At 39.6% G+C, this 9,376-nt stretch carries 9 protein-coding genes; 7 read left to right on the forward strand and 2 right to left on the reverse strand.

From position 1 onward, the window contains the following. Window positions 1-384 precede the first annotated feature (384 nt). A complete protein-coding gene (lexA, locus tag PVE40_RS11730) occupies window positions 385-1,008 on the reverse strand; it encodes a transcriptional repressor LexA (protein WP_274732133.1) in 624 nt (207 codons plus the stop codon). A 194-nt stretch (window positions 1,009-1,202) separates the two neighbouring features. Here lexA and PVE40_RS11735 point away from each other — a divergent pair, with 194 nt between their 5' ends. From PVE40_RS11735 to PVE40_RS11745, 3 genes are all read left to right on the forward strand, one after another. Further along, window positions 1,203-1,442, forward strand: a complete 240-nt coding sequence (locus tag PVE40_RS11735; protein WP_274732134.1) for a YneF family protein — start codon at window positions 1,203-1,205, stop codon at window positions 1,440-1,442. A 96-nt stretch (window positions 1,443-1,538) separates the two neighbouring features. Further along, window positions 1,539-3,287, forward strand: coding sequence for an ABC transporter ATP-binding protein (locus PVE40_RS11740; protein WP_274732135.1), 1,749 nt, complete (start codon window positions 1,539-1,541; stop codon window positions 3,285-3,287). Continuing rightward, window positions 3,287-5,062, forward strand: coding sequence for an ABC transporter ATP-binding protein (locus tag PVE40_RS11745; protein ID WP_274732136.1), 1,776 nt, complete (start codon window positions 3,287-3,289; stop codon window positions 5,060-5,062). The genes PVE40_RS11740 and PVE40_RS11745 overlap by 1 nt, the downstream gene beginning before the upstream one ends. Before the next feature lie 59 nt (window positions 5,063-5,121). Here the strand turns inward: PVE40_RS11745 and PVE40_RS11750 are convergent, their stop codons facing one another. After that, a complete protein-coding gene (locus PVE40_RS11750; RefSeq protein WP_274732137.1) occupies window positions 5,122-5,745 on the reverse strand; it encodes a lysophospholipid acyltransferase family protein in 624 nt (207 codons plus the stop codon). A gap of 284 nt (window positions 5,746-6,029) precedes the next feature. On the opposite strand from PVE40_RS11750, the gene rpsB reads away from it, so the two are divergent. The 4 genes from rpsB (at window position 6,030) to frr (ending at window position 9,205) form a co-directional block, all read left to right on the forward strand. After that, a complete protein-coding gene (gene rpsB / locus PVE40_RS11755; RefSeq protein WP_274732138.1) occupies window positions 6,030-6,812 on the forward strand; it encodes a 30S ribosomal protein S2 in 783 nt (260 codons plus the stop codon). Between the two features lie 137 nt (window positions 6,813-6,949). Next, window positions 6,950-7,828: a translation elongation factor Ts gene (gene tsf / locus PVE40_RS11760; RefSeq protein WP_274732139.1), complete on the forward strand. Its 879-nt coding sequence runs from the start codon at window positions 6,950-6,952 to the stop codon at window positions 7,826-7,828. Window positions 7,829-7,925: 97 nt separating this feature from the next. Further along, entirely contained in the window at window positions 7,926-8,654 is a 729-nt protein-coding gene (pyrH, locus tag PVE40_RS11765) for a UMP kinase (RefSeq protein WP_274732140.1), read from the forward strand. Beyond that, the gene (gene frr, locus PVE40_RS11770; protein WP_274732141.1) at window positions 8,651-9,205 is read left to right on the forward strand and encodes a ribosome recycling factor; all 555 of its coding nucleotides are present in this window, start codon (window positions 8,651-8,653) and stop codon (window positions 9,203-9,205) included. The genes pyrH and frr overlap by 4 nt, the downstream gene beginning before the upstream one ends. The last annotated feature ends 171 nt before the right edge of the window (window positions 9,206-9,376 follow it).

The following is a 9,376-nucleotide window of genomic DNA, read 5'->3' on the forward strand; positions in this document are numbered from 1 at the left end:
CTCCAAAGGAGAGCTCAACTAAGTAAAAAATATCTGTATTTATTAATATTATTTCTCTTGACTAAACGTAGGAAAGAAGAGAGTGGGACAAAAGGCGTTTAGCTCCGAATCTTCTAACGCATACCATATCCGTAAGCAGCTAAAGCTGCAACGGCTATGGCAACTGGAACGAATAAGCGCAGGATGATCATAGACCATCAGAGCATTAGTTCAGAAGCACTGTGGGCTGACGCCCAAGTGTATCATGCTTGTAAGCTGCTAAAGCAGCAACAATCATGACAAAGTGACATCGGAGCTGCCTTTTGGAGCACGTTTACGGAGCAAATATTTATATAGGAAAGAGGATGGGACCTTTGTCCCATCCTCTTTCCTATATACGAATATTTAGTATACATGGCTCCGATAAAGTGCAACAACTTTTCCAAGGATTTGCACGTTTTCCAAAATAATTGGATCGAGTAAATCATTTTCTGGTTGTAAGCGGTAGTGATCTTTCTCTTTAAAGAATCGCTTGCAGGTTGCTTCTTCTTCGTCTGTAATCGCAATAACAATGTCGCCATTGTCTGCAAAGCTTTGTTTACGTACGATGACAGAGTCATCATTCAATATTCCTGCATTAATCATACTGTCTCCACGAATCTTCAACATAAATAAATCTTCGGTTAAACTAGTGAAGTTTGGTGGGATTGGGAAGAAATCTGTTGCTTCTTCCACAGCCAAAATAGGAGCACCTGCAGTAACCACACCTAAAAGAGGCATTTGATTACTTTTAATTCCTAAATTACTTTTCCCCGCTTCTGTTACTTCGATGGCTCTTGGTTTCGTAGGATCTCGATAAATGAGACCTGCTTTTTCTAATCTCGACAAGTGACCATGAACGGTAGAAGTGGAAGAAAGATTAACTGCATTACCAATTTCACGTACAGTCGGTGGGTAGCCTTTTTCTTGAACTTGACGATAAATGAAGCGCAGTACTTCAGTTTGTCGTGTCTCTCTGCCTTTACTCATTCGAGCATCATCTCCGTTGTTCTAATTTTAAGTACATTTTAGCATAAAGGCTCTGTTTAATCAAACGCATGTTCGCTATTTCGCAAAAAAATGTTTTATTCTTGAATTAAAAAGGAGAAACGTCTATTTCTATTTATTTTTTTGGAATCTTCTTGTACAATACTCTAATGAAGCAGTTTGGAAGGAGGGGTATTATGACTACAGGAGCTTGGATTTTTATTGTAATTTTGGGAGTTTTAGCAGGTGCTGTAGGTGGATTTTTCTTGGCACGTCGCTACATGATGAACTATTTTGCTGAAAACCCACCTATTTCAGAAGATATGTTGCGCAACATGATGATGCAGATGGGGCAAAAACCTTCAGAGCGTAAAGTGAAGCAAATTTTGGCATCAATGAAGGCTCAATCAGCAAAAAACACTAAAAAGAATAAGTAAATATAAAATAGTGGATGCAATATTGGATCCACTATTTTTATATCTATAAGCAAGTCACTTGTTCCTAACGCTAACAGAAATGAAAGGGTGTTGTGGATGGAAATATTCAAGAAGTTAAAATGGTTCTTTAAGCAAGAATGGAAGGCATACACGATCGGGGTAATATTTTTAATCCTAGTAGCACTTATTCAAGTTATTTCTCCTCGAATTGTAGGAGATATTATTGACCAAATTGATCAACAAGTTTTAACGAGCCGTGCCTTAGTAATTCAAGTACTCATCATTCTACTTTGTGGTGTTTCGCAGTATGTGTTCCGTTATATTTGGCGGATGCGAATTTGGGGAACCTCGGCAAAATTGGAACGAATTCTTCGTTCGCGTCTGTTCCACCATTTTACAAAGATGGATGCTGTTTTTTTCCAAAAGTACCGTACAGGGGACTTAATGGCGCACGCAACAAATGATTTAACTTCCATCAGAATGGTAGCGGGTTCAGGAATTTTGACGCTAGCTGATTCAATCTCTTCTGGCGGAATTACCTTGATTACGATGTTTTTTTCAATTAGTTGGAAGCTAACCTTGATTGCTATGATTCCAATCCCTGCACTTGCAATTGTTTCCCGCTTACTCGGTAAAAGAATGCACCGAACTTTCCGTAAAGCACAAGCTGAATTTTCCAGCTTAAACGACAAGACGCAAGAGAGTATTACTGGGGTTAAGGTAATTAAGACGTTTGGTGAAGAGGAAGAAGATATTAAAGACTTCGAACGACAAACAAAGTCTGTTGTGGAGAAAAACAAAGAAGTTTATCGAATTGATTCTCTATTCCGTCCGGCGATTACATTTATCCTTGGTTTATCCTATGCACTATCCATCATTTTTGGTGGAATCTTTATTCAAAACGGTGAAATGACGATTGGAAACTTGGTTACTTTCTTTAGTTATATCGGCCTGATGAGTTGGCCTATGATGGCTGTAGGGCGACTAATGAACGTATTAGAGAGAGGGAGCGCCAGTTACAATCGGATTGACACATTGCTGCAAGAAAAGTCTCACATTCGTGAAAAAGAAGACGCTGTTGCCAAGCCACTGGATGGAGATTTAGAAATTCATCTCAATGAGTTTCAGTATCCGGATGGAGAGGAACCAGCTCTATTTGATACTCACCTCACCTTGCGAAAAGGGGAAACGTTGGGGATTGTTGGGCGTACAGGTGCAGGCAAGAGTACATTGTTTAGTCTTCTTTTACGCTCCTATGACCATTACAATGGAAAAATTCTCTATAATGGGATCAATATTAAGGACTATGAATTGAATCATTTGTTATCTGGTATCGGATATGTACCACAAGATAACTTCTTGTTTTCAACGAATGTCAGAGAGAATATTCGTTTTGCAAATCCCGATTATACCGAAGAACAGATTGAAGAAGCTGCTCGAACAACTGCGATTCATGAAGATATTTTATTGTTCCCGCAGGGGTACGAAACGCTAGTAGGGGAGCGAGGAGTATCCTTGTCCGGTGGTCAGAAGCAACGGATTGCCATTGCGCGGGCACTGATTACTCAACCAGAACTGTTGATTTTAGACGACTCCTTATCTGCCGTAGATGCGAAGACAGAAGAAACCATCTTACGTAATCTGAAAGAAAAGAGAGCGAATCGCACAACCATTATCGCCGCTCATCGAATTAGCAGTGTCATGCATGCGAATGAAATTATTGTGTTGGATCATGGAACCATTGTGGAACGTGGAAACCATGAAGAGCTCATGTCTCAACAGGGGTGGTATCGACAAATGTACGATAAACAGCAACTTGAGAGTAAGATTGAAGGTGTAAATTAATGGAACAATCAGTTTGGTCTAAATCCATGTCCTTAAAAGAGCAACAGCAAGTACTTAAACGTATTTTTGTGTTTGCGATGCCATATAAAAAAGGATTCCTTGGATCGTTATTGTTTGGGGTCGGTTTAGCGGTAGCGGATGTCATCTCACCACGAATCATCCAAATTTTTATTGATGACTATGTATCTGTTAATAATGCAACACTCGAAATTGGGATTGGTTTTGCACTTTTGTATATGCTTGTAGTTGTATTGAAAATGGGTACGATGTATTTACAAAACTTTTTATTCAGTATGGCGGCCGAGAAGTCAGTAGAAAATATCCGTAACAAGTTGTTCCGGAAAATCAACGGCTTGGGAATGCGTTATTTTGATCAGACGCCAGCTGGTTCCATCGTTTCGCGCGTCACAAATGATACAGAGACAATCAAGGAATTTTGGAATGTCTTTCTCGCATTAATTGAGGGAATACTCAGCATCATAACGGTATTTATCGCAATGTGGATGCTGGATAAGCAGATTACTCTGGTCTTTTTACTATTTTTGCCAGCGATGCTGTTTATGGTTTGGTTCTATCAGCGTTATAGTACACGAGTTTATCGGACGATGCGGGAACGTCTCAGCCAATTGAACACGAAATTGAATGAAAATATTTTAGGGATGTCGATCATTCAACAATTCCGTCAAGAACGCAGATTACAAAAGGAATTTGATGAAATTAATGATGCCTACGCTGATGGACGAATTGCGATGGTGCGGATGAATGCACTGTTGCTGAATCCCTTTATCAGCTTATTACAATCTATTGCCTTGGTGGCTGTGTTGTACTTATTTGGAAATCAATCATTGGATTCATTTGTAGAAGTTGGAGTTATTTACTCCTTTACATCCTATATTAATAATTTCTTCCGTCCGTTAGGTATGATGATGGACAACCTGAGTGTCTTCCAAGACGGGATCGTTTCTAGTTACCGTGTGCTTCGTCTATTGGATCATGAGGAGCTTGTACCTGCTCAAGTAGTAACCGAGCCCGTCCAAATTGGACAAGGGAAAATTGAATTCCAGAAAGTTTCCTTCTCTTACGATGGCGAAAACAACGTACTAAAAAATATTTCCTTTACCGCTAATCCAGGAGAAACAGTTGCTCTGGTTGGGCACACAGGAAGTGGAAAAAGCTCGATTATTAATGTTCTGATGCGCTTCTATGAATTTGAAGAAGGAGACATATTGATTGATGGAAGATCCATCAAAACTTATCCGATGGAAGAGCTTCGAAATAAAATGGGGTTAGTGCTACAAGATTCCTTCTTGTTCTATGGAGACATTATGCGGAATATTCGCTTAATGAATCATGAATTAGGGGAGCGCGATGTAGAAGAGGCCGCACATTTTGTTCATGCAGATCAATTTATCGAACGACTTCCTGAACGATATCATGCAAAAGTCATTGAGCGAGGAGCAAGTTATTCAAGTGGGGAACGACAACTTGTTTCCTTTGCGCGAACCATTATACGCAATCCGAAGATATTAATTCTGGATGAGGCCACCGCCAATATCGATACGGAAACAGAATCCTTAATCCAAGCTAGTATGAACCGGATGAGACAAGGACGGACAACCATTGCGATTGCCCATCGTCTTTCTACAATTCGTGATGCGGATTTGATTTTGGTCTTGGATAAAGGAAACATTGTGGAACGAGGCACCCATGAGGAGTTAATTGCTCAAAAAGGGACCTATTATGATATGTATCAATTGCAATCAATGGAAGATTAAGACAAATAAAAGAATCCGTAAAAGGGAGCCTATTCTTGCAGCTCTCTTTTACGGATTTTTTAGTCTTTTTTGGAATATTCAAATACAAAATTTGGATTAATTTCTTTGTCGAGTGTTTGAAATGACTGAGCCAGTTGTAAATCAATTTCAGCCATTTGCTCTTTCGTTACACGGCCTTCTGGAATGTAAATTGGATCACCAAATCGAACATGGCCTTTTTCTCTTTTCAAGAGGGTAGAGAAGCTAAACGGTCCTTGATACACAACGGGAACAATCGGAGCTTTTGCAAGCCGCGCAACCGTTGAGGTGCCGCCTTTTACTTGATCGTCATAACGGGTACCGGTTGAAAAAATTAAGATATTCCGTGTTCCTTCTTTTAAGATTGTAACAGGCTGTTTGATGGCACTTGGACCTGGTTTTTCCCGATTAACCGGAAAAGCATGCATTAACTTCAAGAAAAAAGCGATGAACGGACGGTCGAACAACTCTTTTTTAGCCATTGTTGAGTAAAGATGAGGGAAAGCTGCTACCGCGATGTAGACTGGATCAAGCCAGCTACGATGAGGTGATGCTAAGATGTAACGCTGGTTTTCAGGTAATTTTTCTTTATTTTGAACATCCATTCTTCCATTCAAAAGAAGAAGAAGTGCCCGTATGACGCGGACAACGAAATTATAAAACATAGGTGGACCCCCTTCAGAATTCATGCCACCTTAGTATGCGATAGAATCCATTTTTTTTCAAGAAAATAATGAAGCAGGATCAAGCGCAGAAGCCTTGATTTCATTCGAGGAAAAAAATTGTTTTATTACTTGCATTTTACTCAATAATCCGTATAATGGAATACGGTGCATAACCACCATATTTCACACCTTGGCGGATACGAGGATGGGTGCTTCTTTTGAAGTTATCCTTGTAGTAGAAGCTGGGGGAGGAAAAATAAAAAACCTATTGGAGGAAGAACAACATGGCAGTAATTTCAATGAAACAATTGCTAGAAGCTGGTGTTCACTTCGGTCATCAAACACGCCGTTGGAACCCAAAAATGAAGCAATACATCTTTACAGAAAGAAATGGTATCTACATCATTGACTTGCAAAAAACAGTTAAATTAGTAGATAAAGCTTACGAATACATGCTTGATTTAGCTAAAGACGGCGGAATCGCTTTGTTCGTTGGTACTAAAAAACAAGCTCAAGATTCTATTAAAGAAGAAGCAATCCGTTCAGGTCAATACTTCGTTAACCACCGTTGGTTAGGCGGAACTTTGACAAACTGGGATACAATCCAAAAACGTATCAAACGTCTAAAAGACATCGAAAGAATGTCAGAAGATGGAACTTTCGAAGTACTTCCTAAAAAAGAAGTAGGTCTATTGTTGAAAGAACAAGAACGTTTAGAAAAATTCTTAGGCGGAATCAAAGATATGCCACGCATCCCTGATGTAATGTTTATCGTTGACCCACGTAAAGAAAGAATTGCTGTTCAAGAAGCTCAAAAATTGAACATTCCTATCGTAGCTATGGTTGATACAAACTGCGACCCAGATGAAATTGACGTAGTAATTCCATCAAACGATGACGCAATCCGTGCTGTTAAATTGATTACTGGTAAAATGGCTGACGCTATGATCGAAGGAAATCAAGGTGCTGATCAAGAAGTTGAAGAAGCATTCGCTGCTGAGTCAGATGAAGCAACTTCTTTGGAAGAAATCGTTGAAGTGGTTGAAGGCGACAACGGAAACGCATAAGGCTTCCTAACGATTTAATCAAATAAATCCAAAATGGCTGTCTCAGAATAAGAAAGATATTGCAGCACACAAGCCAGCATCTTCTCTTTTTTGAGGCAGTTTTTATATGAAAAAGAATATATAGGAGGATTACAAACATGGCACAAGTTACCGCAAAAATGGTAAAAGAATTACGTGATATGACTGGCGTTGGTATGATGGACGCTAAAAAAGCTTTGGTGGCTGTTGATGGCGACATGGACCAAGCAGTTGACTACTTAAGAGAAAATGGAATGGCAAAAGCTGCTAAGAAAGCAGACCGTATCGCTGCAGAAGGTTTAGCAAATGTTTACGTAAGTGGAAACTCAGCAGTTATCGCTGAAGTGAACGCTGAAACAGACTTTGTTGCTAAAAACGATAAATTCCAAAACCTAGTTCAAGACATTACAACTTTGATTGCAACAAACAAACCAGCTAACGTTGAAGAAGCACTAGCTTTGACTACTGAAGAAGGTACACTAAGCGACCGTATTGCAGAAGCAACAACTGTAATCGGTGAAAAAATCTCTTTGCGTCGTTTCGAAATCGTTGAAAAAACGGATTCTGAAATGTTTGGTGCTTACTTGCACCAAGGCGGACGTATTGCTGTATTGACTGTTCTTGAAGGAGCAAACGAAGAAGTTGCGAAAGACGTTGCAATGCACGTTGCTGCAATCAACCCTCGTTACGTTTCCCGTGAGCAAGTTCCTGAAGAAGAAATTGCTCATGAAGAAAAAGTTCTTACAGAGCAAGCTTTGAACGAAGGAAAACCAGCTAACATCGTTGAAAAAATGATTAAAGGTCGTCTAAACAAATTCTTGGGTGAAATCTCATTGAATGACCAACCATTTGTTAAAGATCCAGACATGACTGTTTCTGCGTTTGCGAAAGCAAATAACGGATCCATCAAATCGTTCATTCGCTTTGAAGTAGGCGAAGGAATTGAAAAACGTCAAGAAAACTTTGCAGAAGAAGTTATGAATCAAATTAAAAAATAATAACGTGAATAGAGCCTGGGGCAATCGTCTCAGGCTCTCTCACTATAGATATCACTGCGGATGGAAGCAGCAGGGATCGAACGATGGAGGAAAAATGATGGTTGAACCAAAGTATAAACGTGTTATTCTGAAACTGAGTGGAGAAGCGCTTGCTGGTGAATTAGGATTTGGAATTAATCCACCTGTCATCAAACAAATGGTGCAAGAAATCAAAGAAATCCATGAACTAGGAGTTGAAATCGCCATTATTGTCGGCGGTGGAAATATCTGGCGTGGAACAACTGGTGCAGAAATGGGCATGGAGCGAGCGCAAGCTGATTACATGGGCATGTTAGCGACCGTAATGAATTCCTTAGCTCTTCAAGACGTATTAGAAAATGAAGGAGTACCAACTCGTGTACAAACCTCAATCGAAATGCGTCAAGTTGCAGAACCATATATTCGTAGAAAAGCAATTCGTCATTTAGAAAAAGGGCGTATTGTTATTTTCGCGGGCGGAACAGGCAATCCTTATTTCTCTACCGATACAACAGCTGCGCTACGTGCTGCAGAAATTGAAGCAGACGTAATCTTGATGGCGAAAAATAATGTGGATGGTGTTTATTCCGCTGATCCAATGAAAGACGCTACTGCAGTAAAATATACGGAACTGACTCATTTAGACTTGATTTCAAAAGGTCTTCAAGTAATGGACTCTACAGCAAGTTCGCTAAGCATGGATAATGATATTCCCTTGGTCGTCTTTAATTTAAATACCTCAGGCAACATCCGTCGTGTTATAATGGGAGAAGAGATTGGTACAACTGTAAGGGGGACGAAAGAATGAAAGAAATTCTAGATCATACAGCTGAACGCATGAAGAAAGCCGAAGCATCACTAGAAAGAGAATTAGGTTCGATCCGAGCTGGAGTTGCGAACGTCAGCTTGTTAGACCGCTTAGAAGTAGAATATTATGGAGCAAAAACGCCTGTTAACCAACTAGCTACTATTAACGTTCCAGAAGCAAGAATGCTAACGATTACACCATACGACAAATCAATCTTATCTGATTTGGAACGTGCAATTTACCAAAGTGACCTAGGAATTAATCCTACAAACGACGGTACCTTGATTCGTTTAGTCATTCCTGCTCTAACAGAGGAAAGAAGAAAAGAGTTAGTTAAAGTTGTAGGAAAAGATACAGAAAATGCGAAAATTGCGATTCGTAATATTCGTCGCGATGCAATGGATGCTTTGAAAAAAGCTGAAAAGAATGGCGACATCACAGAAGATGAATTGCGTGCTAACGAAAAGAAAGTTCAAGAACTTACGGATCAAAGTACAAAACGCGTCGATGAAATTGCGGCTAAGAAAGAAAAAGAATTATTAGACGTATAAGACTGAAAGAAAAAAAGGGGCGGGAATATATTTCCAGCCCCTTTTCTTGAGAGTGTAAAATATTTTGTGTAAATAGAAAAAAGGAAGTCCCTTCTGTAGAATAGAGTTACCACAACACATTCACAGAAAAGAGGACTTCCATATGAACGATTTTACTACAGAAATTCTAAA

The sequence above is a fragment of the Jeotgalibaca caeni genome, from assembly GCF_028863945.1.
In the GTDB taxonomy this organism is placed as follows: Bacteria; Bacillota; Bacilli; order Lactobacillales; family Aerococcaceae; genus Jeotgalibaca; species Jeotgalibaca caeni.

What these genes read in the sequence shown, in the direction of transcription:
- rpsB (WP_274732138.1), top strand. Translation starts at nt 6,030, where the DNA reads ATGGCAGTAATTTCAATGAAACAATTGCTAGAAGCTGGTGTTCACTTC.
- lexA (WP_274732133.1), bottom strand. Translation starts at nt 1,008, where the DNA reads ATGAGTAAAGGCAGAGAGACACGACAAACTGAAGTACTGCGCTTCATT.
- PVE40_RS11740 (WP_274732135.1), top strand. Translation starts at nt 1,539, where the DNA reads ATGGAAATATTCAAGAAGTTAAAATGGTTCTTTAAGCAAGAATGGAAG.
- PVE40_RS11745 (WP_274732136.1), top strand. Translation starts at nt 3,287, where the DNA reads ATGGAACAATCAGTTTGGTCTAAATCCATGTCCTTAAAAGAGCAACAG.
- PVE40_RS11750 (WP_274732137.1), bottom strand. Translation starts at nt 5,745, where the DNA reads ATGTTTTATAATTTCGTTGTCCGCGTCATACGGGCACTTCTTCTTCTT.
- pyrH (WP_274732140.1), top strand. Translation starts at nt 7,926, where the DNA reads ATGGTTGAACCAAAGTATAAACGTGTTATTCTGAAACTGAGTGGAGAA.
- tsf (WP_274732139.1), top strand. Translation starts at nt 6,950, where the DNA reads ATGGCACAAGTTACCGCAAAAATGGTAAAAGAATTACGTGATATGACT.
- frr (WP_274732141.1), top strand. Translation starts at nt 8,651, where the DNA reads ATGAAAGAAATTCTAGATCATACAGCTGAACGCATGAAGAAAGCCGAA.
- PVE40_RS11735 (WP_274732134.1), top strand. Translation starts at nt 1,203, where the DNA reads ATGACTACAGGAGCTTGGATTTTTATTGTAATTTTGGGAGTTTTAGCA.